At 63.0% G+C, this 21,006-nt stretch carries 26 protein-coding genes; 17 read left to right on the forward strand and 9 right to left on the reverse strand.

The window, feature by feature from the left end:
* Entirely contained in the window at window positions 1-462 is a 462-nt protein-coding gene (locus FJW10_RS07135; protein WP_140899453.1) for a hypothetical protein, read from the reverse strand.
* Window positions 463-849: 387 nt separating this feature from the next.
* Here FJW10_RS07135 and FJW10_RS07140 point away from each other — a divergent pair, with 387 nt between their 5' ends.
* The 5 genes from FJW10_RS07140 to FJW10_RS07160 all read left to right on the forward strand — a co-directional run bounded on the left by FJW10_RS07140 (window position 850) and on the right by FJW10_RS07160 (window position 4,279).
* Window positions 850-2,376 carry an ABC-F family ATP-binding cassette domain-containing protein gene (locus FJW10_RS07140; RefSeq protein ID WP_140899455.1) on the forward strand — a complete coding sequence of 509 codons (1,527 nt, stop codon included), beginning with the start codon at window positions 850-852 and terminating at the stop codon, window positions 2,374-2,376.
* 129 nt (window positions 2,377-2,505) lie between these two features.
* Complete coding sequence (locus tag FJW10_RS07145) at window positions 2,506-2,895, forward strand: nuclear transport factor 2 family protein (protein ID WP_140827974.1); 390 nt, start codon at window positions 2,506-2,508, stop codon at window positions 2,893-2,895.
* Window positions 2,896-2,987: 92 nt separating this feature from the next.
* Window positions 2,988-3,170 carry a hypothetical protein gene (locus tag FJW10_RS07150; RefSeq protein ID WP_140899459.1) on the forward strand — a complete coding sequence of 61 codons (183 nt, stop codon included), beginning with the start codon at window positions 2,988-2,990 and terminating at the stop codon, window positions 3,168-3,170.
* A 145-nt stretch (window positions 3,171-3,315) separates the two neighbouring features.
* Window positions 3,316-3,732 (forward strand): glyoxalase/bleomycin resistance/extradiol dioxygenase family protein, encoded by a 417-nt coding sequence (locus FJW10_RS07155; protein WP_140647546.1) that lies wholly within the window; start codon window positions 3,316-3,318, stop codon window positions 3,730-3,732.
* Between the two features lie 193 nt (window positions 3,733-3,925).
* Complete coding sequence (locus tag FJW10_RS07160) at window positions 3,926-4,279, forward strand: DUF1428 family protein (RefSeq protein WP_140899461.1); 354 nt, start codon at window positions 3,926-3,928, stop codon at window positions 4,277-4,279.
* 55 nt (window positions 4,280-4,334) lie between these two features.
* Here FJW10_RS07160 and FJW10_RS07165 read toward each other — a convergent pair whose 3' ends face one another.
* Both FJW10_RS07165 and FJW10_RS07170 read right to left on the reverse strand, forming a co-directional pair.
* Window positions 4,335-5,969 (reverse strand): tetratricopeptide repeat-containing sulfotransferase family protein, encoded by a 1,635-nt coding sequence (locus tag FJW10_RS07165; RefSeq protein WP_140899463.1) that lies wholly within the window; start codon window positions 5,967-5,969, stop codon window positions 4,335-4,337.
* Between the two features lie 192 nt (window positions 5,970-6,161).
* Window positions 6,162-6,551 (reverse strand): Kazal-type serine protease inhibitor domain-containing protein, encoded by a 390-nt coding sequence (locus FJW10_RS07170; RefSeq protein ID WP_140899465.1) that lies wholly within the window; start codon window positions 6,549-6,551, stop codon window positions 6,162-6,164.
* Window positions 6,552-7,005: 454 nt separating this feature from the next.
* Here FJW10_RS07170 and FJW10_RS07175 point away from each other — a divergent pair, with 454 nt between their 5' ends.
* The 3 genes from FJW10_RS07175 to FJW10_RS07185 all read left to right on the forward strand — a co-directional run bounded on the left by FJW10_RS07175 (window position 7,006) and on the right by FJW10_RS07185 (window position 8,357).
* Window positions 7,006-7,218 (forward strand): cold-shock protein, encoded by a 213-nt coding sequence (locus FJW10_RS07175; protein WP_006202520.1) that lies wholly within the window; start codon window positions 7,006-7,008, stop codon window positions 7,216-7,218.
* Between the two features lie 238 nt (window positions 7,219-7,456).
* Complete coding sequence (locus FJW10_RS07180; RefSeq protein ID WP_006202521.1) at window positions 7,457-7,669, forward strand: cold-shock protein; 213 nt, start codon at window positions 7,457-7,459, stop codon at window positions 7,667-7,669.
* 271 nt (window positions 7,670-7,940) lie between these two features.
* Window positions 7,941-8,357: a BA14K family protein gene (locus tag FJW10_RS07185; RefSeq protein ID WP_140899467.1), complete on the forward strand. Its 417-nt coding sequence runs from the start codon at window positions 7,941-7,943 to the stop codon at window positions 8,355-8,357.
* Between the two features lie 69 nt (window positions 8,358-8,426).
* On the opposite strand, the gene FJW10_RS07190 is transcribed toward FJW10_RS07185, so the two are convergent.
* The 3 genes from FJW10_RS07190 to FJW10_RS07200 all read right to left on the reverse strand — a co-directional run bounded on the left by FJW10_RS07190 (window position 8,427) and on the right by FJW10_RS07200 (window position 10,742).
* Window positions 8,427-9,068: an MBL fold metallo-hydrolase gene (locus FJW10_RS07190; RefSeq protein ID WP_140899469.1), complete on the reverse strand. Its 642-nt coding sequence runs from the start codon at window positions 9,066-9,068 to the stop codon at window positions 8,427-8,429.
* A gap of 325 nt (window positions 9,069-9,393) precedes the next feature.
* Window positions 9,394-9,702 (reverse strand): hypothetical protein, encoded by a 309-nt coding sequence (locus FJW10_RS07195; protein ID WP_140647552.1) that lies wholly within the window; start codon window positions 9,700-9,702, stop codon window positions 9,394-9,396.
* Between the two features lie 146 nt (window positions 9,703-9,848).
* On the reverse strand, window positions 9,849-10,742 hold the full coding sequence (locus tag FJW10_RS07200; RefSeq protein WP_140899471.1) for a branched-chain amino acid aminotransferase: 894 nt from the start codon (window positions 10,740-10,742) through the stop codon (window positions 9,849-9,851).
* 260 nt (window positions 10,743-11,002) lie between these two features.
* Here FJW10_RS07200 and FJW10_RS07205 point away from each other — a divergent pair, with 260 nt between their 5' ends.
* From FJW10_RS07205 to FJW10_RS07220, 4 genes are all read left to right on the forward strand, one after another.
* Window positions 11,003-11,530 (forward strand): MarR family transcriptional regulator, encoded by a 528-nt coding sequence (locus tag FJW10_RS07205; protein WP_042647466.1) that lies wholly within the window; start codon window positions 11,003-11,005, stop codon window positions 11,528-11,530.
* Window positions 11,517-12,236: a response regulator transcription factor gene (locus FJW10_RS07210; protein WP_140827952.1), complete on the forward strand. Its 720-nt coding sequence runs from the start codon at window positions 11,517-11,519 to the stop codon at window positions 12,234-12,236. The genes FJW10_RS07205 and FJW10_RS07210 overlap by 14 nt, the downstream gene beginning before the upstream one ends.
* A gap of 52 nt (window positions 12,237-12,288) precedes the next feature.
* Window positions 12,289-13,704, forward strand: a complete 1,416-nt coding sequence (locus FJW10_RS07215; RefSeq protein WP_140827947.1) for an ATP-binding protein — start codon at window positions 12,289-12,291, stop codon at window positions 13,702-13,704.
* A 224-nt stretch (window positions 13,705-13,928) separates the two neighbouring features.
* Entirely contained in the window at window positions 13,929-14,993 is a 1,065-nt protein-coding gene (locus FJW10_RS07220) for a glycosyltransferase family 1 protein (protein WP_246674144.1), read from the forward strand.
* Here FJW10_RS07220 and FJW10_RS07225 read toward each other — a convergent pair.
* The 3 genes from FJW10_RS07225 to FJW10_RS07235 all read right to left on the reverse strand — a co-directional run bounded on the left by FJW10_RS07225 (window position 14,985) and on the right by FJW10_RS07235 (window position 16,479).
* Window positions 14,985-15,344, reverse strand: a complete 360-nt coding sequence (locus FJW10_RS07225) for a tRNA-binding protein (protein ID WP_140703890.1) — start codon at window positions 15,342-15,344, stop codon at window positions 14,985-14,987. The genes FJW10_RS07220 and FJW10_RS07225 overlap by 9 nt on opposite strands.
* Window positions 15,345-15,362: 18 nt before the next feature.
* The gene (locus FJW10_RS07230; RefSeq protein WP_040989643.1) at window positions 15,363-15,863 is read right to left on the reverse strand and encodes a YbjN domain-containing protein; all 501 of its coding nucleotides are present in this window, start codon (window positions 15,861-15,863) and stop codon (window positions 15,363-15,365) included.
* Between the two features lie 313 nt (window positions 15,864-16,176).
* Entirely contained in the window at window positions 16,177-16,479 is a 303-nt protein-coding gene (locus tag FJW10_RS07235; RefSeq protein ID WP_140647557.1) for an accessory factor UbiK family protein, read from the reverse strand.
* A gap of 209 nt (window positions 16,480-16,688) precedes the next feature.
* Between FJW10_RS07235 and FJW10_RS07240 the strand changes: the two genes are divergently transcribed.
* The 5 genes from FJW10_RS07240 to FJW10_RS07260 all read left to right on the forward strand — a co-directional run bounded on the left by FJW10_RS07240 (window position 16,689) and on the right by FJW10_RS07260 (window position 20,980).
* Window positions 16,689-16,928, forward strand: coding sequence for a BrnA antitoxin family protein (locus FJW10_RS07240; protein ID WP_140899473.1), 240 nt, complete (start codon window positions 16,689-16,691; stop codon window positions 16,926-16,928).
* A 105-nt stretch (window positions 16,929-17,033) separates the two neighbouring features.
* A complete protein-coding gene (gene lgt, locus FJW10_RS07245) occupies window positions 17,034-17,888 on the forward strand; it encodes a prolipoprotein diacylglyceryl transferase (RefSeq protein ID WP_140899475.1) in 855 nt (284 codons plus the stop codon).
* The gene (locus FJW10_RS07250) at window positions 17,885-18,952 is read left to right on the forward strand and encodes a class I SAM-dependent methyltransferase (protein ID WP_140899477.1); all 1,068 of its coding nucleotides are present in this window, start codon (window positions 17,885-17,887) and stop codon (window positions 18,950-18,952) included. The genes lgt and FJW10_RS07250 overlap by 4 nt, the downstream gene beginning before the upstream one ends.
* A gap of 88 nt (window positions 18,953-19,040) precedes the next feature.
* Complete coding sequence (gene pgeF, locus FJW10_RS07255; protein ID WP_140782358.1) at window positions 19,041-19,829, forward strand: peptidoglycan editing factor PgeF; 789 nt, start codon at window positions 19,041-19,043, stop codon at window positions 19,827-19,829.
* Complete coding sequence (locus tag FJW10_RS07260) at window positions 19,829-20,980, forward strand: Xaa-Pro peptidase family protein (RefSeq protein ID WP_140653371.1); 1,152 nt, start codon at window positions 19,829-19,831, stop codon at window positions 20,978-20,980. Before pgeF ends, FJW10_RS07260 begins: the two co-directional genes overlap by 1 nt.
* Window positions 20,981-21,006 lie beyond the last annotated feature (26 nt).

The raw sequence follows: 21,006 nt of genomic DNA on the forward strand, positions 1-21,006 counted from the left end.
TTAGATTGGTTCGTATTCTCGAACAAATGGCTTGCCATTGAACGTGTGCGTACAGCAGGAGCAGCTGGGCCTCATGTCTTCCAGCCTGAGGCCCGGATCGACGAGCGCCAATCGATTGTCCTCATCGACATACAGGCCGCTGTAATATGAATTTTCTCCAATGCGGACGAACGGTTTCCTTTCGGCCTCGATGACAGCGACCATCCAATAGATTGGGTCTTGCCGATCCAGCCTCGCCACCGCTTGGTTGTGGACTTCGGCCCAGTCTTGGCCAACTTTTGAAAGTAGGAATCTAAATAGCGGCGTGTAGTCGAGGCCGTGCTGCTTTTCGCCGTGCATCGAGCCACGGCTTGTCTTGTCCTGTTTCTTTATATGCCGGGAAAACTTGTAGTCGCTGCCTCCGTGGCGAACGCCATGGGTTCTAGTGTTCACCCGGCGATAGAGTGGTTCTTTGCCGTGCATCAGAGAAATCCGTTCGTTTCACCAAATATCCGTTTGAGCGATTTCTGGTGGATGTCGACAGCAGGCGCAAGATAATTTGGCGACAGCTTGCTGGCCCGCCGCTTGTCGAAGCGGGCGGAGATCTTGCCATCTCCCCTCCCCTGGTGTAGCCAAGCCCTCAACTCAAACGTTCTGAAAGGAGGGCTGCGTGTTTTTCGATCACCATCGTCAGCGTGGCCCGATTTCTGCCCTGCGAGCTTGCTTGCAGGGCTGACCAGGGACGGTCCGGGTTTTCCCGCCTCGATTTTTTGGTCTGCCCTTCATGGTGCGCAACGCCGAGCCTGATGGCCGGCGCGCGCACCGTCAAAGTGCACTGAGCCGTATTCCGGCAAGACCAGAGAAATCGAAATGGCCCTGATCAGCCTCAAATCCCTCGGCGTCACCATGAGTGCGCCGCTCTTCTCCAATCTCGACCTCACCATCGGCGCCGGCGACCGGCTCGGCATCGTCGCCGCCAACGGCCGCGGCAAGTCCACCTTGCTCAAATGCCTGGCCGGCGAATTCGAAGCCACCACCGGCGACATCACCCGCTCGCGCGGCTTGCGCGTCGGCCATGTCGAGCAATCCGTCCCCGACGCGCTGCTCGACCGCAGCTTTCATGACGTCGTCGCCGATGCTTTGCCGCCCGAACAGCGCGACAGCGAGCTCTGGCGGATCGACGTGGTGCTGGATTCGCTCGACGTGCCGGAGGACATGCGCGAGCGGAGAATGCGCGCCCTGAGCGGCGGCTGGCAGCGGCTGGCGCTGATCGCGCGCGTCTGGGTCACCGATCCGGACGTGCTCCTGCTCGACGAGCCAACCAATCATCTCGACCTTGCCAGGATCAGCCGACTCGAGACATGGCTCAACGCGTTGCCCCGCGAGGTGCCGGTTATCATCGCCAGCCACGACCGCGCCTTCCTCGACGCCACCACCAACCGCACACTGTTCCTGCGTCCGGAGGACTCACCGGTGTTCGCCTTGCCGTATTCGCGCGCCAGGCAGGCCCTCGACGGGGTCGATGCGGCGACGGCGCGGAAGTTCGAGCGCGACATGAAAATCGCCCAGCAGCTGCGCAAGCAGGCCGCCAAGCTGAACAATATCGGCATCAATTCCGGCAGCGACCTTTTGACGGTGAAGACCAGGCAGCTCAAGGAGCGGGCGGTGAAGCTGGAAGATGCAGTCGTGGCCGCGCATCGCGAACGCTCGGCCGGCGCGATCCGGCTCGCCAACCGCGGCACCCACGCCAAGGTGCTGATCACGCTGGAGGACGCGGCGGTCGAAATGCCCGACGGCACGCTGCTGTTCAGGATCGGCAAGCGCCATATCTGCCAAGACGATCGCATCGTGCTGCTCGGCCGCAACGGCGTCGGCAAGACACGCTTCATCGCGATGATCCGCGACGCTATCGCCGAGCCGGGTTCGGTCGCGACCGTCAAGGTGACGCCCTCGATCGCGCTCGGCTACAGCGATCAGGCGTTGTCGGGCATCGATGGCGACGACACGCCGCTGGCGATGCTCTCGCGCCGCTTCGATATCGGCGAGCAGCGTGCCCGTTCGCTGCTCGCCGGGGCCGGCGTCGCCATCGAGATGCAGGAGCGGAAGATCGGCCTTCTGTCCGGCGGACAGAAGTCGAGACTGATGATGCTGGTACTGCGGCTCATCCACCCCAATTTCTATCTGCTCGACGAGCCGACCAACCACCTCGACATCGACGGTCAGGAAGCGTTGGAGGACGAATTGCTGAAGCATCAGGCGAGCTGCCTGCTTGCCTCGCATGACCGCTCCTTCATCCGCGCCGTGGGCAATCGCTTCTGGCTGATCGACAGGCGGCGGCTGACCGAAGTCGACGACCCGGAAGCGTTCTTCCGCTCCGTCGCCGAAACGCCGAACTGAGACGATACATCTGCCGGACCGGCATTCGAAGCAATGCCGTCCGGCAGGCTTTGCTCGCGGCCCGACAATACTTTCCCATCTGCTAAAAAAGGAGCATCTTGAATTGCTCAGCCATGGAGGGGACGGGCCATGCGTGCAGTGGAAATCGTCAGCAATCTCTACAAAGCCTATGCGGACCGCGACATCGAGGGCGCCTTGTCGCAGTGCGCCGAGAATGTCGTGTTCCGCTGGATTGCCGATCCCCGGCAATCGCGTCATGCCGGCACCGCGCATGGCAAGCAGGAATTCCTCGCCAGGCTCCTGGCGCTCGACGATGACTTCGAATACCGGCACTTCGTCCCGGTCGAGATCATCGACGGCGGCGACAAGGTCGCCGCGCAGGTCGAGATCTACATGACACGCCGCGCCACCGGCGAGGAGTTCATCATGCGCACCGCCAATTTCTGGACGGTGCGCGACGGCGAGATCATCGAGATGGTGGAATATTACGACACCGCGCTGGCGGCGTCGGTGTTCTGAAAAAGATTGAGGCGATCTGTCGGATCGCCTGTTGCCACCTCGTCCTTGGGATGCCGACACGGTGATGCCGGCATCAACCAGGGAGAACCAACATGTCGGTACTGTCATCCATCGGCCGCCTCGCCAACCGGTATGCCGCGGCGCGTGCCCGTCATCGCAGCGAGCGCATCCTGCTTTCGCTGCCCGCCGAGTTGCGCAAGGACATCGGCTTTCCGGAGATTTTCGGGACGCGGGAAAGCCGCCGTGCCGCCACTTTCTCGGCGAAGGTCATATAAAGTGGCATATCCAATGCGATTGTTCTCCGGTCGCCCGGGCCGCCGGGAACCGGTCCTTTAAGAAATTTTCGGGAGGCATGTAGGATCGCCGCCGGTTCGTCCGTCCTTGGGTGGCCAGATCAACCCCGTGAAGAGGAACACGAGAATGAACGACCAGACACCGCCCCGCGCCAAGGTCCTTGGCGGATTGACCCCCTACCTGCAGGTCGACGGCGCCATCAAGGCCGCCGAATTCTACAAGAAGGCTTTCGGCGCGGAGGAAGTGTTCGCCTATCCGCCGGACGACAAGGGCCGCACCATGCACATCCATCTCTACGTCAACGGCTCGACGCTGATGCTGGGCGATGCCTATCCCGAGCACGGCCATCCGCATCAGGCGGCGCAGGGCTACACGCTGCAGCTCCATCTCGGCGGCGACGATATCGATGCCTGGTGGAAGCGCGCGGTCGATGCCGGCTGCGAAGTCGTCACCCCGCTGCAGGTGATGTTCTGGGGCGACCGCTGGGGCCAGGTGAAAGACCCCTTCGGCGTCGCCTGGGCGATGAACGCGCCGGTGAAGTGAGACCGTCTGCCTCTTCCCCTGTGGGAGAGGTCGGATTGCCCCGAATTGCCCTTCGCAATTCAGCTGGCAATCCGGGTGAGGGGTAAGCTTGGCGCCAAGCTGGAGCACCCCTCATCCGTCTCGGCGCTGCGCGCCGATCCACCTTCTCCCACAGGGGGAGAAGGGAAAGCCACGCCCAACCAAGGAGTCCACCATGTCCTATGTCGATGGCTTCGTGCTCGCCGTGCCGAAGGCAAATCTCGATGCGTACAAGAAAATGGCCAAGAACGCCGGCGCCGTCTGGAAGGAGCACGGCGCGCTCGCCTATGTCGAATGCGTCGGCGACGACGTGCCCTATGGCGAACTGACGTCGTTTCCGCGCGCCGTGCAGGCGAAGGACGACGAGATCGTCATCTTCGCCTGGGTCGTCTACGAGTCCAGACAGAGCCGCGACGCGGTCATGGCCAAGGTGATGGCCGATGAGCGCCTCAAGATGGACTGGTCTGCCATGCCGTTCGACGGCAAGCGCATGATCTTCGGCGGCTTCCAGCCGTTCGTGGAGCTTTGAGGAACTCGGCCCTTCGTTTCGTCATCCTATGACAAAGCTGAGAGGCTTCGCCCTGCTACGCTAGCTTATCCAGCAGCGGCTTCAGCCGATCCCCGTACCGCTTCCACAGATCGACGGAGCCGTGATACATCGGCTGGCGCACCTGCGCCGCCGATGCGGTACGCACCGGTCGGTCCGTCTCGTGGAACGACAGCACCTTGTCGTCCCAGGGCAGGCCGAGATGCGCCATCAGCGCCCGTGTCTGCCCTTCCTGGTCGGCGACGAAATCCTCATAGCGCACATCGTGCACGACGCCCGGCAGCACCTTGCGCCAATGCGCCATGATGTCGGTGTAGAGGTTATGGAAATCGGCGAGCTCGCCGAGATCATAGCCGTAGCGATGGCCGTCGCCGCGGAAATGCACCTTGAAGATCGACAGGCAAGTGGCCGCCGCGTCGCGCGCGCAATGGACGATCTTGGCCTTCGGCAGCATCATGTGCAGGAAGCCGACCAGAAGGAAGTTGCCGGGCATCTTGTCGGTGACATGGCGGTACCCCGGATAGCGGCTTTGCAGCATATCGAGATAGGCCTGGCCGGCTTCGGCGAACGCCTTGTCGGGCATGTCGGCGATACCGGCCGGGAAGCCGCCCGGCATGTTCATCGGAAACTGCTTGCCGACGGCCGTCTTCAGGATGTTCAACTCGCCGGCGCCAAGGACCTGGCTGTGGCTGGCAATGATCTGCTCGACCAGCGTGGTGCCGGAACGCGGCATGCCGACGACGAAGATCGGCGTGTCGTCGGAAATGCCACTTGGCTTGTGCTTTTCGAAGAAGGCTGTGTCGAAGGCCGCCTTCATCGCCTCGAATTCGCCGCGTGTGCGCGCGGGATCATAGTCGATCGCCTTGCGGCGGATGGCATTGCCCTCGGCGAAATAGTCGAAAGCGCGACCATAGTCCTTGAGGTCGTCATTGACCTTGCCCAGGCCGAAGGAAAGCTGCATGCGCGCGAGGCTGCCCTGCGGCGCCTTGGCGTGCTCGGCCTCCATGCCGGAAAGCTCCTTGTCGCGCTCGGTTTGGCGTTTGACCTGCGTGAGCAGCAGCCAGGCCTTCGCCATGTTCGGGGCGATCGCCAGCGCCTGGCGGGCGAGATCGGTTGCCTCGTCAAGCTTGCCCTTCTCCATCATCGCGACGCCCAGCCCGTAGAGCAGCTCGGCGTCCTTCGGCCGGATCGACAGCGCCTCGCGGAACAGCTTGATCGCCTCGTCCAGCCGCCCGGCTTCCTGCAGCGTTTCGGCGAGACCGACACGCGCGCGGACATGGAACGGGTTGCGGCCGATCGTGCCGCGATAGATCTCCTCGGCGGCGTCGAACTGCCCGAGCTGCGTCAGCGACGAACCGAGATTGTCGCGCGCGGCCAGTTGGTCGGGCCGGATATCGACCGCGCCGCGGAAGAAATCGATCGCGGCGGCAACGCGCCCGAGGTCGCGCATGACCGTGCCCATATTGTTGAGGAAGTCGGCATTCTCGGGTTGCAGCGTCACCGACCGCTCGATGAGATCGAGCCCTTCCTCGCTCCTGCCGGTCTGGTGCAGCAGCAATCCGAGGAAATGCAGCGCGGCGGCATGGTTCGGCTGCTGCCCCAGGACCTGCCGGTAGAGCGCCTCGGCCTCCTGGCGGCGCCCCGCCTGATGCAGTTGCAGCGCCTTTTGCACATACGGGTCGAGCGGGCTGGCCGAGCCACCTGGCCTGCCGCCGGCGTTTGCCGCTCTTCTGTGATCTTTGCTAATGGGAAACCTGCCGTATTTGTTGGTCCGCCGGACCTAAGCCATGCGGGCAAGAGATTCAAGACAAAGCGTCAGCGCGCGTCGCGGTGTCCATTTGCGCGGATGGACACCGCGGCTTTCTCAGCACGGCCCGTCGCCGACGATGCGATAGTCCGCCGCGCGGGCCTCGCATGCGTTCGGGAAGGTGCGCACCTGCCCATGTCCCCTGGCGCAGACCGGGGCGTATTCGCGCGTGCAGAACGTCTGCTCCCCGCCGCCACCGCCATCGCGGCAAGGACCGTCGCGCACGATGCGGTAGCCTTCCCTTTCGGCCATGCAGGCATTGGCGAAGGTCTGGCGGTCGCCGCCGCGCCGCGCGCAGACCGGTTCGTATTGCATGGTGCAGAGCTGCGGATGCGGCCGAGGCGGCCGCAGGCGCGGCCCATCGTCGACGACGACGGTACAGGCGGCCAGCAGCGCGGACAGCATGAAAATGACGACGCCCTGTCGCGAGACTGCAAGAAACCGCATATGTCCCTCCTCCATCCCGACGCGTGATGCGGGCTCACGATATCCTCGCATCCTGCGCGCTAAACGCAACCATCGTTTGTGGAGCGCACGACCCATGGTCGCCGCCCTCATGCTGGCCCATGCTTGGCTCGTCTCTGGCCGATGACCGGTGACGAGGCCGGGTCTATCGAGGCCCCAGCGTTGGACGCGCCGCGGGCCGCCCGCGAGCGTCGTCTTGCAAGCATCACGTTTCCGTGTAATAAAAATCATGTTCGGGCATTTGCGACCCGGAGAGCGGAACGTTTTGGACGACCTTTCCCCGACAAGTGTGAATCTCTGACAACCCCGTTTTTCGGCGGGGGGTTTGACCATGCGCGAATGCATGACCGCCGAAGCAACCACCGGGATTTGCCCGAGGCGCGAGGCAGCGGGCGAACCACAAGACTGACACGACACGGGTGAAGGAGTTTCCCCAATGGCCCAGACCGGTACCGTAAAGTTCTTCAATGCCACCAAAGGCTTCGGCTTCATCACGCCGGATGGTGGCGCCAAGGACGTGTTCGTCCACATTTCCGCGATCGAGGCCTCAGGCCTGCGCACGCTGGTCGACGGCCAGAAGGTCACCTTCGACGTCGAGCCGGACCGCATGGGCAAAGGCCCGAAGGCGGTCAACCTGCGCGCCGCCTGATCGCCGGAACAGCCTTATCCTTGCGGATGCAATGGTGCGGCAGGATCATGAAGCGGGTTCTGGACAGGCCTGAAATTGCGAAGGCGCGACCGAGACGGTCGCGCCTTTTTTGCGCGCAAATGCTTGGATCGGCAGGCGAAAACTTTCTCTTGCCGATAGCGCTAAAATAAAGGACAAATTTCCTCTCGGGCAGTTTGCCGGCCCGAAACTTGACTTGATGGGATCAAAGGAGTTTCCCATGCCGCAGACCGGCACCGTCAAATTCTTCAACCATGCCAAGGGTTTCGGCTTCATCACGCCCGATGATGGCGCGAAGGATGTCTTCGTCCATATTTCGGCTGTGCAGGCGTCGGGCCTTCCCGGTCTTGAGGATGGGCAGAAAGTGACATTCGACACCGAGCCGGACAAGCGCGGCAAGGGTCCGAAGGCCGTCAATCTGTCGATCGGCTAAGCCGGTTTACGACGGATCCGACGGAGGCCTTTCAGGCGGGACCGCTCCCGCCCGGAGTGGATTGTGCCCAGGTCCGGAAAAGTCGTTCCGGCTTCAAAAAAGTCGCCCAGGCTCCAAAAGTCGTCCGGGCTTGAAAATCGGCAAGCCACGAAAAATCGTTTGCGCCGACTTCCGTTCAGCCTCCGTTCAGCCACGGTCTTCTATTAACCTTTGCTAAAGCCGGTCCGTATCCCCCGAAAAAATGCGCGGGCCGGCGCGAAGGAGACCGAAAATGAACCGCTTTCTCAAGACCGCCATCCTGGGTGTTGGCATTGCCGCGACCACCTTGGCCACCTTCTCGGCGGCCAATGCCGACGACTGGCGCTGGCACCATCATCATCGTAGCCACGGTGGCGACGCCCTCGCCGCCGGCGTTGTCGGCCTCGCGGCCGGCGCTCTGATCGGTAGCGCGCTGAGCAACCCCGGGCCGCGCTATTACGAACCCACGTATGGTGACGACTATTATGTCGACCGGCCGGTGCGGCGCTACTACGTGCAGCAGCCGCGTGTCGTCTATGCCGACCGCTACGCCGAACCGTGGACCCGCGGCTGGTACGAGTATTGCTCGGATCGCTACCGCAGCTTCAATTCGCGCACCGGCACCTTCACCGGCAATGATGGCGCCCAGCATTTCTGCGTTGCCAATTAAGAAAACCCAGGGTTCCCTGCCCCGGGAAAAAGCGCCGCCTCCAGCGGCGCTTTTTCTTTGCCTGCGAGGTCAGGTCAGAAACGGATTGGTCCGCCGCTCGTCGCCAAAGCGGCTGCCCGGGCCATGGCCGCAGATGAAGCCGATGTCGTCGCCAAGCGGCAGAAGCTTGTCCTTGATCGAGGCGATCAGCGCGGCATGGTCGCCGCCGGGCAGATCAGTGCGCCCGATCGAACCCCGGAACAGCACGTCGCCGACATGCGCGAACTTGGCCGCCCGGTTGTAGTAGACGACATGGCCCGGCGCATGCCCCGGGCAATGCAGCACCTCGAACTGATGGCCGCCGAAGGACACGACCTCGCCTTCGGTCAGAAAACGGTCCGGCACGCAATTGCGCACCGGCTCGGTGAGGCCGAAGCGCTTGGCCTGCTTCTCGAGATTGGCAAGCAGTGGTTTGTCGGCCTCGTGCGGGCCGATGATGTCGATGCCGAGCGCATCCTTCAGTTCCATCGCGCCGCCGGCGTGGTCGATATGGCCGTGCGTGATCCAGATCGCGCTGGCGGTGATGGCATTGTCCTTCAGCGCCGACAGTATTTTGTCGACATCGCCGCCGGGATCGACGACGACGCCGTCTCTGTCGTCCATGTCGAACAGGATGGTGCAGTTCTGCTGGAAGGGCGTGACCGGCACGATGCCGGCATTGAGCTGACCCATGGCTTTCCTTTCCCCACCGCGTTTCCTTCGAAGTGTCGCCTGATGTAGACAGCCCGGCGAGCCTCGTCCACCATTGTCCGAACTTCGGGAGGAAATGCGCGGCCGAGGCCACCGGCCCTGCTCCAAAAGGAATGCGCGGCCAAGGCCGCCGGCCGTGTTCCAAAAGGAATGGGCGGCCGAGGCCGCCAGCCCCGTTCCAAAAGGAATGGGCTGCCGAGGCCGCCAGCCTCGTTCCAAAAGGAATGGGCGGCCGAGGCCGCCAGCCTCGTTCCAAAAGGAATGGGCGGCCGAGGCCGCCCATGGCAAAGGTCCGAAAGAACCGGACCTATTTCTTCATCGCATTCATGACCGCGCCGATGATGCCGGTCAGGATCGCGCCACCACCAACACCGCCGAGGAGGTTCTTCAAGTCGAGCGCGCTGCCGATGCCGCCCGCCGCCGCTGCCGCGTCAACACCGCCGCCGCCGAGCAAACTGCCGAGAATGGCCGCGCCGCCGACGCCGCCGATCGCACCGCCGAGGATTTTGGTGACTTGGCCCATCGCCGCCTGCTTCAACGCCGCGCCAACCGCCTGGCCACCGATAACGCCGGCAATTACCTGTACAACGATCTGAATAATCGTGTTGCTGTCCATGTAACTAGTCCCTCCATAGCCGCCAGCCTCCTCGGGCCGACGCCATCATGAGACGCCGAATTGTTTGAAAGTCAAATGCGCGGGCGCTTAAATAAAAGGGGCGGCACGAAAACCGCCCCTGTTGCACAAAAAAGCTGTGACTATCGCTATTCTGCGGCGATCGCGTGCTTCGGCTGCACGGCGGCGGAATAGTCGTTCATCAACGTCTTGGCGATCTCGCCGACCTCGAATCGGTATGGACCGATCTCGGAAACCGGCGTGACCTCGGCGGCGGTGCCGGTGAGGAAGCACTGCTCGAAACCTTCGAGTTCCTCCGGCATGATGGCGCGCTCGATCAATTCGAAACCGCGATCCTTCGCCAGGCCGATCACCGTGCGGCGGGTTATGCCGTCGAGGAAACAGTCGGGCGTGGGCGTATGGATCTTGCCGTCCTTGACGAAGAAGATGTTGGCGCCGGTGGCCTCCGCCACCTGGCCGCGCCAATCGAGCATCATGGCGTCGGCGTAGCCCTTGGCCTCGGCGGCGTGCTTGGACAGCGTGCAGATCATGTAGAGGCCTGCGGCCTTCGACTTGGAGGGCGCGGTGCGCGGATCGGGCCGGCGCCATTCGGCGACATCGAGGCGGATGCCCTTGAGCTTCTGCGCGGGGTCGAAATAGCTCGGCCACTGCCAGATGGCGATGGCGCAGTTGATACGGTTGTTCTGTGACGAAACGCCCATCTGCTCGCTGCCGCGCCAGGCGATCGGGCGCACATAGGCGTCCTGGAAACCCTGTTTCTTCAACAGCGTGCGGCAGGCCTCGTCGACCTCGGCGACCGGATAGGGAATCTTGAAACCGAGCAGGCGCGCCGATTCATGCAGGCGCTCATTATGTTCGGTCAGCTTGAAGATCTGGCCGCCATAGGCGCGCTCGCCCTCGAAGACGGCGCTGGCATAGTGCAGGCCATGGGTCAGCACATGGATCTTGGCGTCGGCCCATTTGACGAACTCGCCGTTCATCCAGATGAAGCCGTCCAATTGATCGAAGGGAATAGATGCCATGGAAACCTCCCGCGGGCGAGAGCCCGCAAATCGTTTGTTTTAAAGCCTTTTGTACCGGCACCGCCACAGGATCCGAAACACTGGCCAATGCCTGAAAGCGTAGGCGGATATTCAATCCGTGGCAAACTCAGGAAGTTCCGGAAAAACGGCTTCCCCTTGCCTTTTCGTTCGCAATCCGCCGAAAAGCTTGTCAAAAATTATCATTGCCCGGAAATTACGTCAATAGTACTGACATAATTCCCGCCTCGCACGGAGAAATGATGACGAGCCCCGCAGCCGGTAAACCGATCAGGACGGCGATCGCCGATGAGGACGGCATCGACTTCGCCATCATCGAACTGTTTTTCTTCGCCTATCGCGATTTCACCTCCGATCCGGACCAGATCCTGGCCGATTACGGCTTCGGCCGTGCCCATCATCGCGTGCTGCACTTCGTCAACCGCAGGCCGGGCCTCACCGTCGCCGAACTGCTCGATGTGCTGAAGATCACCAAGCAGAGCCTCGCGCGGGTTTTGAAGCAGTTGATCGACACCGACCATATCGTCCAGGTGCAGGGTCCGCGCGACCGCCGGCAGCGCGAACTCTACCCGACCGCCAAGGGTCGCGCGCTGGCCTTGGCGTTGGCGCGGCCACAGTCGCGCCGCATCCGTGCGGCATTGGAGGATTCCGGAGCCACCGAACGCGCCACGATCGAGCGCTTCCTGGAAGCGATGGTCAATCCGGAACTAAGAGCGCAGATCGACATTGTGCCTGCGCAAACATCGGGGAAGAACCATGGAGACCATTGAGAAGGTTGATCATCCGGCAGCGCCCGACGATGACGCGCCGCATCTTCTGGTTGTCGATGACGACACGCGTATCCGCAACCTGCTCAAGCAGTATCTGTCCGAGAACGGCTTTCGCGTCACCGTGGCCGGCAATTCCGGCGAGGCCAGGCGCAAGCTCGCCGGCCTCGACTTCGACCTTTTGGTGCTCGATGTCATGATGCCGGGTGAGACCGGCGTCGACCTCACCAAGGCGCTGCGCGCCGACAAGAACGTGCCGATCCTGATGCTGACGGCGCTGTCCGAGACCGACAGCCGCATCACCGGGCTGGAAGCCGGCGCCGATGACTACCTGCCGAAACCGTTCGATCCGCGCGAGCTGATCCTGCGCATCAACAACATCCTGCGCCGTGGCGGCCCGGCGGCGACGCCGAAGGTGGAGCAGCTGGTGTTCGGGCCCTACACGTTCCAGATCGCCAAGCGCGAATTGAAGCGCGGCGGCGAGGCGCTTAAGCTGACCGATCGCGAGCAGGAGATCCTCGCGATCTTCGCCGCGCGGGCGGGCGAGACCATACCGCGCCATGAGCTGGTGGGCGATGAATCGGATGTCGGCGAGCGCACCATCGACGTGCAGATCAACCGGCTGCGCCGCAAGATCGAGCGCGATCCGTCCAATCCGGTGTGGCTGCAGACGGTGCGCGGTATTGGGTATCGGCTCAGCGTCGAATAAGTTACCGTCGAAGGCCCTTTGCTGAACAGGCCATCGACAAGCGGAAGGGCGAATGGCGACCACGCAACTGGACAAGCCGAAAGGAGACGGCCTCGGCGATCTCGCGCTGCGAACGCTGAAGGCGATGCCGCGCGCCTGGAACCGGTTCTGGCGCCTTGTCGCGCTCTACATGCCGAAGCGGCTCTATGCCCGCTCGCTGATCATCGTGATCGCGCCGATGATCCTGCTGCAGTCGGTGGTCGCCTTCGTTTTCATGGAACGCCATTGGCAGACGGTCACCCAGCGCCTGTCGCAGGCGACTATTTCGGACATAGCGGCCGTCATCGACATGATGGAGACCTATCCGCACGACGCTGACTACGCCAACATCATCCGCATCGCCCAGGACCGCATGCAGTTGAAGGTGGATCTGCTACCGCCAGATCCGCTGCCGCCGCCAGGCCCCAAACCGTTCTTCTCGATCCTCGACGAGGCGCTGTCGTCGGAGATCACCAGGCAGATCAACCGTCCCTTCTGGATCGACACTGTCGGCAACTCGAATGTCGTCGAGGTTCGCGTCCAGCTCGAAGGCAAGGTGCTGCGCGTCTTCGTGCGGCGCAGCCAGGCTTATGCCTCGAACACCCACATCTTCCTGATCTGGATGGTCGGCACCTCGTTGGTTCTGCTGATGATCGCCATTCCCTTCCTGCGCAATCAGATCAGGCCGATCCTGACGCTCGCCGAGGCCGCCGAGAGTTTCGGCAAGGGCCGGCCAATGCCGCGCGATTTCCGTCCGCGCGGCGCCGAGGAGGTTCGCCGAGCGGGTTTCGCCTTCATCCAGATGCGTGAGCGTATCGAACGCCAGATAGAGCAGCGCACAGCCATGTTGACGGGCGTCAGCCACGATCTTCGAACCATCCTCACTCGGTTCAAGCTGCAGCTGGCGCTGGCCGGCGGCAAGTCCGAGACCAAGGCCGCGCTGAACCAGGACATCGACGACATGCAGTCGATGCTCGAAGGCTATCTTTCCTTTGCCCGTGGCGAGGCTGCGGAAGACACCGGCCGTTTCGACCTCAAGGCCTATTTCCAGAAGCTTGGCGAGGAAGCGCAATTGCGCAAGTGCAAGCTTACGACGACGCTGACCGGCGATCCGGCCGTGCATGTGCGGCCGAACGCCTTTGCCCGCTTGCTTTCGAACGTCATCGGCAATGCCTTCCGCTATGCCAAGACCGTCGAGGTCCACGCCAATCACGGCCGCGGCTCGCTCATCGTCACCATCGACGACGACGGCCCCGGCATCGCGCCCGACAAGCGCGAAGAGGTTTTCAAGCCTTTCCTGCGGCTCGACGAGGCGCGCAACCTCGACGCCAGCGGCACCGGACTTGGCCTATCGATCGCCCGCGACATCGCCCGCAGCCACGGCGGCGACATCGGTCTCGAGGACAGCCCGCTCGGCGGCCTGCGCGCTGTCATCAAGGTGCCCGCGTAAACCCGGTCAGACAGGCTTCATCCGCCCGTCATGAAATCATGGTCAAGAGCGCGCATGAAGCGCGCGACCTTCGTTGATTCGGCCCTGCCGCCCCGCTTCGATCCCGTGCCCGCCCGGGTGCGCTGGAGCGAAGCGCGAGCTGCTGCCTGGCTGCCGTTCCGGCACCATGCCGGCGCGACCAGGAACTACCGCGGCAAAGGGCCGTCATACGCATCGGGATCGCCATGCGTATCCTGATGGTCACCGACGCATGGCGGCCCCAGGTCAATGGCGTGGTGCACACGCTGGAACGCCTCACCGAGGCGCTGAAGCCCTTCGACGTCGAGCTCGATTTCCTGACGCCGAACCTCTTTCGCACCTTGCCGATGCCGACCTATCCCGACATCCGGCTCGCGTTAACGACGCCGGGCCATGTCGCGCGTATGATCGACGCCGCCAAGGCCGACCACATCCACATCGTCACCGAAGGTCCGCTCGGCATCATGGCGCGCCGCCATTGCCGAAGGATCGGCCGCCCCTTCACCACCAGCTACCACACACGCTTTCCCGAATATCTCAGCGCCCGCCTGCCGGTGCCGGAGAGCTGGGCCTACAACTGGCTGCGCGACTTCCACAATTCCGGACAGGGCACGCTTGTCGCCACGCAATCGCTGGCGGACGATCTCGCGGCGCGTGGCTTCAACAAGCTGAGGCCCTGGACGCGCGGCGTCGACACCGACCATTTCCGGCCCGACAAGCGCAAGGAAACCGGCTTCCCCCGCCCGGTTTTCCTGTGCGTCGGCCGTGTCGCGATCGAAAAGAACCTGACCGCCTTCCTCGATCTCGATTTGCCAGGCAGCAAGGTTATCGTCGGCGAAGGACCGGAGCTGGCAAAACTCAAGGCGCGCTATCCCAAGGCGAATTTCCTCGGCCACCGCCCGAACGACGAACTGGCCGAGAGCTATGCGTCGGCCGACGTCTTCGTCTTCCCGAGCCGCACCGACACCTTCGGCAACGTCATCATCGAGGCGCTGGCCAGCGGAACGCCCGTCGCCGCCTATCCAGTGACCGGACCGATCGACATTGTCGGCGACGGCGTCGGGGGGGCCGTATCGAACGATCTGGGCGAGGCGGCGATGAAGGCGCTTCACGTCGACCGCGCCGAGGCACGCCAGCGCGCGATGCGCTACAGCTGGCAGGCCTGCGCCGAAATGTTTCTCGACGTGGTCGACGAAGCGCTGGGAATGCCAAGCAAGCGCGCCGGTCAGGATCAGCTGGCGCCAGGTCGTCCCAGACTCGTCCTAGAATAAACGCCCACCGTCCGGCACCTTGCGTTCGATGGCGCCGAGCACGACCGCGCCTTCTTCATCGGGAAAGCCGAGCGTCAGCACCTCCGACATGAACGGGCCGATCTGGCGCGGCGGGAAATTGACCACCGCGAAGACCTGGCGGCCGATCAGCGTTTCCGGCGCGTAGTATTTCGTGATTTGCGCTGACGACTTCTTCACCCCGATCGCCGGACCGAAATCGATCTTCAGCTTGATCGCCGGCTTGCGCGCCTCCGGAAACGGCTCGGCCTCGACGATCGTGCCGGCACGGATGTCGATACGGTCGAAATCGGCAAAGCTGATCTCGGGCTTGCGCTCGCTACTGGAACTCATCGGCGATATCGGCCTGGCTCAGGCGTTTCCATGGGTCTCGAAGAGCACGCTGGATAGCGCGTCCTTGGCCGATGTACCCGACCAGACGACGAACTGGAAGGCCTGGAAATAGCATTCGCATGCCTCTAGCGCCGACGACAGAAGCACCTCGACCTGCTGGCTCGAAGGCTCGACCCCGCCGGCAAGCAGCAGCGACTGTCGGAACATGATCGCGCCTTCCTGTTCCCACAGATCGAAATGACCGAACAGCATCTGTTCGTTGATCAGCGACAACAGCCGCATCACTTCCAGCGCGCGCGTTTCCGGCACCTTGATGTCGAAGGCGCAGGCCAGATGCAGCGCCTCGAAATCCTCCATCCAGGAAAAGGAGACGTGGTAGTCGGTCCAGCTGCCGGCCACCGAAATCGAAATCTCGTCGTCGCCGGCACGCTCGAAGGACCAGTCGTTGTTGTGGGCCACCTGCTCGATGACATCCACCGGGTGGATTTCGCGGGAGAATTCGAGTTCGAGGAGTTCCATGAATGCTTCCTGTGTTCAGGGGAGCGCCGCACGCTCCGCGGGGCACACACGACGAACAATCTTGTCTAGAACTCGGACGGCCAGGACTTTCCAACGCAAAGACCCAACCGGACCCCACCGCCCGGCGCATGACCCTGCTTCGAATCATGCAACAAATTCAGTCTATTGATCGGGAGTCGCGTGAACAGCCCAATTTTTCGCACTGCGTCATCCGCATGTGGAAAGGTGGCTGTCACGGAGATTCATGCAATGCCGGTAAGCGATTCACGGCAAAGCGATTTTTCGGATCGCGCTATGTGGAAAAGTTTAACGATTATTTTTTTGCGCGGGGCTTTGCGGCACCCGTAGGTGCGGCTTGTCCGGTCAGTTCGGCAAGCTTGGCCTCGAGCGCCTCGACGCGCGTCGCCAACTGGATGTTGTCTTCCCTCGCCTTGACCGCCATCTCGCGAACGGCCTCGAACTCTTCGCGCTGCACGATATCCATGGAGTTCAGCATGCGCTCGGCCTGAGCCCGGAACGCAGTCTCCACTTCGCGACGCACGCCCTGCGCGGCACCCGCGGCATCGGTCATGATCTTTGCGAATTCATCGAGAATGCGGTTCGGTCCGGTCGACATGGCAGATCCTCGCTTTGTCGCTTTGACGTAGTGGCGAGCGCCGCGGAATGCAAGAACGTTAAGGGTTGATGCGTCCTGTGCGTTGCTATGGCGCATGGCGGTGGATTGCCTTATGCAAAGCTCCGCAAGCGCCCCAGACTATACTTGAGGGCGCCCGATCGCCTAGTGTGTTGCGTATTGCTTCAGCGCTCTTCAGTCCAGGGTAACCAATGGCAACGCCCCCACGCCGACCGACAAATCCGATGGCCGCCGCGGAAGCCGCCTTCAAGCCAGTCAAAAAACCGGCGACCCCTATTCGCGAGCCCGCCACCGCGCCAAACGTCAGAGAGCTTGTTTCGATCAGGATCGATCGAGCTGTGCTGGATCACTTCCAGGAAGATGGTCCCGGCTGGCAGGACAGGATCAACGACGCTCTAAGGCAAATTGTCGTCGGCAAGCCACCGGTTTAAGACCGCCTCTGTGACAATCAAGGCAATACCACCTTGCCTTGACCCTGCCAAAACCCTGCCGCATGGTCCGCGCCCGACAGACGACCGCAACCGGGAGACCCCAGTTTGAGCGAATATTTCCTGCTGCCGCTGGCCTCCCTGCCCTTCCCCAACATCGATCCGGTCATCGTCAAAATCGGGCCGCTCGCGGTGCACTGGTACGGCGTCGGCTATATCGTCGGCATCCTGTTCGCCTGGTGGTACGCCAAGCGCCTCGTCACCAATTCTCGCCTCTGGCCGGACGGCCGCCTGCCTATGAAGCCCGAGGACCTCGACGACTTCATCGTCTGGGCGGCGATCGGCGTCGTGCTCGGCGGACGCACCGGGTACGTGCTCTTCTACGATCTGCCGCGCTACATCGCGCATCCGCTCGACATCTTTGCGGTCTGGCAGGGCGGCATGTCGTTTCATGGCGGCCTGCTTGGCGTTATCCTCGCCATGACGCTGTTCTCGCTCAGGCGCCGCATTCCCACCTGGACATTGTTCGATGTGGTGTCGGCCGGCGTGCCGGTTGGGCTGGGCCTGGTCCGTGTCGCGAACTTCATCAATTCGGAGCTTTGGGGCCGGCCGTCAGACGTGCCCTGGGCGATTGAATTCCCCAATGGCGGCCCGTTCACCCGCCACCCCAGCCAGCTCTACGAGGCGCTGCTCGAAGGGCTCGTGCTTTTCCTGGTGCTGCGCTTCCTCACCCATTCGCGCCTCAAGCTGAAAACGCCGCGCTTCGTCGGCGGCGCCTTCATCTGCGGCTACGGCCTGTCGCGCATCTTCGTCGAGTTCTTCCGCGAGCCCGACCAACAGCTCGGCTACCTGCTCGGCACCAACTGGCTGACCATGGGCATGATCCTGTCCACGCCGATGGTGCTCGCCGGCATCTGGGCCATGGTCACCGCAAAGCCGACGACACAACCGCGGACGGCATGACCCGGCTGAATGAGCGCATCAAAGGCCTGATCGGCGCGACGGGGCCGATCCCGGTCAGCGAATATATGGCGCTCTGCCTGTTCGATCCCGACGCCGGTTACTACACGACGCGCGAACCCTTCGGCGCCGCCGGCGACTTCATCACCGCGCCCGAGATCAGCCAGATGTTCGGCGAGCTCGTCGCGGTCTGGCTCTACCGGGCCTGGCAAGAGGCCGGCCGGCCGTTGCCCGCGACCTTCGCCGAGATCGGTCCCGGCCGCGGCACCTTGATGAAGGACATGCTGCGCACCTGGTCGCGGCTCGACCGGGCACTTATAGGCAAGGCCTCGTTTGCCCTCATCGAGACCAGCCCGCGCCTTGTCGAAATCCAAAGAGAGACGCTTGCCGGCCAAGACGCAAAGCTGGACTGGCATCAGACCATCGACACGCTGCCGCGGCAGCCGCTGTTCATCGTCGGCAACGAACTCTTCGACGCCGTGCCGATCCGGCAGTTCGTGCATGTCGGCGAAAGCTGGCGCGAGCGCGTGGTCGGCCTCGACGACAATGACGAGCTGCGCTTCTTTGCCGGCGCGGGCTCGCTCGACCCCACGCTGTTGCCCGAAGATGCCTCCAACGCGCCTGAAGGCGCGATCGCCGAAGTGGCGCCGGCCCGTGTAGCACTGATGTCGGCGATCGCGGCGCGCATCGCTGCCCAGGGCGGCGCGGGCCTCTTTATCGACTACGGCCATTTGCAGCCTGGCATCGGCGACACCTTGCAGGCCTTGCGCCGGCATTGGCGTGAAGACGTGCTGGCCGGCCCCGGCGAGGCCGATCTCACATCGCATGTTGATTTCGCCGCCCTTGCGACAGCGGTCCATCCTCATGGGCTTCGTGTCGAGATGACGACACAGGGAGAATTCCTGCTTGGCATGGGTTTGATCGAGCGCGCCGGCGCGCTCGGTGCGAACGCTGATGAGCAAGCCCGTCAAGCCATCTCCGACGCGGTCGAACGCTTGGCCGGCCCCGAGGCGATGGGCGAGCTTTTCAAGGTTATGAAGATCCTGCCGGCGACGAGAGCGGCTTGAGCCGGCGGGCGCGTCCTGCCGCCTGGTCCTGCTTGTCGTCCGAACTTCGCCTTGACGAAACCGCCTTGCACGGACGACAAACCCAACCATGCTGAATCAGACCAGACCAGATCCAGTACGCTCGCCGCTGCTTGAAAAGGCGCAAGGCATGCGCCACGGCTATTTCACCCGCATCGGCGGCGTCTCCGACGGCATCTATCGGGGGCTTAACATCGGCACGGGCTCCAGCGACGATCAGACACTGGTCGCCGAGAACCGGCGACGCGTTGCCGACTGGATGGGCGTGCCGGCCGATCACCTGTTGACAGCGCACCAGGTCCACTCGCCGGATGTCATTGTGGCCAGGGAACCCTTCGCGGGCCCTCGCCCGAAGGCCGATGCCATCGTCACCGACCGTCCGGGCATCGCCATCGGCGCCTCGACCGCCGATTGCGGGCCGGTTCTCTTCGCCGATACCGACGCACGCATCATCGGTGCCGCCCATGCGGGTTGGAAGGGCGCCTTCACCGGCGTGCTCGAGAACACCATCCTTGCCATGGAATATCTCGGCGCCCGCCGCGAGCGCATCGTCGCCGTGCTCGGTCCTTCCATCGGCCCCGACAATTACGAAGTCGGTCCGGAATTCGTCGCCCGCTTCGTCGAGGCTGATGCCGACAACCACCGCTATTTCGGGCCATCGAAGACCGCCGGCCACTCGATGTTCGACCTCAACCAATATACGGTCGACCGGCTGCGCAAGGCCGGCGTGACCGCCGAGGGCCTTGGCCGCTGCACTTACGCGGAAGAAGACCTTTTCTATTCCTACCGACGCACCACCCACCGCAAGGAAGCGGATTACGGGCGGCAGGTCTCGGCAATCGTTTTGGAGAAAGAGTAATGGCGCTGCATTTCGAACGATCGGAATTCGACGCGCGGCGCGACCGGCTGCTGATCGAGATGGCCGAAAAGAAGCTCGACGCGGTGCTGTTGTTCGCACAGGAGAGCATGTACTGGCTGACCGGCTACGACACGTTCGGCTTCTGCTTCTTCCAGTGCCTGGTGGTGAAGGCCGACGGTTCGATGGTGCTGCTCACCCGTTCGGCCGATCTCAGGCAGGCGCGCCATACCTCGACCATCGAGAACATCGTGCTGTGGACCGATCGTCAGGGCGCCAATCCGGCGATCGACCTGCGCAACCTGCTCAACGACCTCGACCTGCTCGGCGCCCGCATCGGCGTCGAATACGACACCCACGGCCTGACCGCCTACAACGGCCGCCGCCTCGACGAGCAATTGCAAACCTTCGGCCAGATCGCCGATGCTTCCGGCATCGTCGGCCGCCTGCGCCTGTTCAAGAGCCCGGCCGAAATCGCCAAGGCGGAAAAGGCCGCCAATCTTTCCGACGACGCGCTGGACGCCGCCCTGCCCCTGATCAAGCAAGGCGGCGACGAAGGGCTCATCCTTGCCGCCATGCAGGGCGCGGTCTTTGCCGGCGGCGGCGACTATCCCGCCAACGAGTACATCATCGGCTCCGGCGCCGATGCCTTGCTCTGCCGCTACAAGGCCGGTCGCCGCAAGCTTACCAAGAACGACCAGCTGACGCTCGAATGGGCCGGCGTCTTCCACCACTATCATGCCCCCATGATGCGCACCGTGCTGACCGGCAAGGTATCGAAACGTCACCAGGAATTGTTCGACGCTTCCCGTGCCGCCCTGCTCGCGGTCGAAAAAGCGATGACGCCGGGCAACACGTTCGGCGATGTCTTCGACGCCCATGCCCGCACGCTCGAAGCGCACAATCTGACCAAGCATCGGCTGAATGCCTGCGGCTATTCGGTCGGCGCCCGCTTCACGCCGTCCTGGATGGACATGCCGATGTTCTACCAGGGCAACACGGAACCGATCGCGCCCAATATGACGCTGTTCGCGCATATGATCATCATGGACTCCGAGACCGAGAGCGCAATGACGCTTGGCCGCACTTACCTCACCACGGAATCGGCGCCGAAGCCGCTGTCGCGCCATGATCTCGACTTGATCGTGCAGTGAATCCATAATGGTCGGTTCACGCGGGG

Origin of the sequence: Mesorhizobium sp. B4-1-1, from assembly GCF_006439375.1 — a bacterium.
Taxonomy (GTDB): Bacteria; Pseudomonadota; Alphaproteobacteria; order Rhizobiales; family Rhizobiaceae; genus Mesorhizobium.